The organism is Escherichia sp. 20412-1 (genome assembly GCF_003027595.1).
Taxonomy (GTDB): Bacteria; Pseudomonadota; Gammaproteobacteria; order Enterobacterales; family Enterobacteriaceae; genus Escherichia; species Escherichia marmotae.
Genome location: NZ_PYQM01000117.1, coordinates 1 through 1,004 on the forward strand (window position 1 = coordinate 1; position 1,004 = coordinate 1,004).

General features: G+C 54.7%; 2 protein-coding genes and 1 pseudogene. All 3 read left to right on the top strand.

The annotated features are described in order from the left end of the window. Positions 1–102 (top strand): annotated as a pseudogene (locus tag C7B16_RS24735) (phage tail protein); the annotation flags it as partial. Next, a complete protein-coding gene (locus C7B16_RS24245) occupies positions 99–644 on the top strand; it encodes a tail assembly protein (RefSeq protein ID WP_143192636.1) in 546 nt (181 codons plus the stop codon). The pseudogene C7B16_RS24735 and the gene C7B16_RS24245, both read left to right, overlap by 4 nt. 245 nt (positions 645–889) lie before the next feature. After that, the coding region (locus tag C7B16_RS25910; RefSeq protein WP_375122110.1) for a hypothetical protein at positions 890–1,004 on the top strand (115 nt) is incomplete at its 3' end.

Sequence of the window (1,004 nt, forward strand, 5' to 3'; positions counted from 1 at the left end):
TGGCAACGACGAACGCATTCAGTCTGGCGTCACCGCCACTGGCACGCATCTGCCTTCACGGGGATTTACAACGATTTGGCCGCCGCATCAGCCTGTATGTGAACACGGCAGCGGAGGCCATCCGTGCCCTGTCGTTACAGGTGCCCGGTTTTCGCCGTCAGATGAACGAAGGCTGGTACCGGGTGCGTATTGCCGGTGAGGATACCTCGCCGGAACAGATAATGACACGACTGCATGAGCCGTTGAGCCACGGGGATATCATTCATCTGATCCCCCGGACCGAAGGTGCCAAAAGCGGTGGTGTGTTTCAGGCGGTGCTGGGAGCAGCACTGGTTGTTGCCTCCATCTGGATGCCGGGTATCGGTATTGCTGCCAGCAACATTATGTTTTCCATGGGGGCAGCAATGGCGCTGGGGGGTGTCGCACAACTGCTGGCCCCGAAGGCAAAGACGCCGGAGTACAGAAGCACGGATAACGGCAAACAGAACACCTATTTTTCCTCACTGGACAACATGATTGCCCAGGGCAACCCGATGCCGGTGCCTTATGGTGAGATGCTGGTGGGTTCACGACGGATATCCCAGGACATCAGCACCCGGGATGAAGGCGGTGACGGAAAAGTGGTGGTTATCGGTCGGGGGTGAGAATAAAAAAATACCCACAGTGTTGGCCAGGCTGTGGGGAATACGATGAAAAACCATGTGAAGGAGTTATTTTTATGTACGGTGAAACTGTAACGCTGTGCAATTATCAGCGCCACAGGTATTTTGCAGAAATGTGAAGAAATTCAGAATTTTTATTCAGTCAGTCAACAGACAGGCACCCTCCGGGGTGTCTGTTGTTTTGGGGTATAAACAGATTCAGGCATCAGGCTGGGCAGGGGGACAGAGTGGGTAAAGGTGGTGGTAAGGCGCACACGCCGGTTGAGGCGAAAGATAACCTGAAATCCACGCAGATGATGAGCGTGATTGACGCGATTGGCGAAGGCCCGGTGGAAGGTCCGG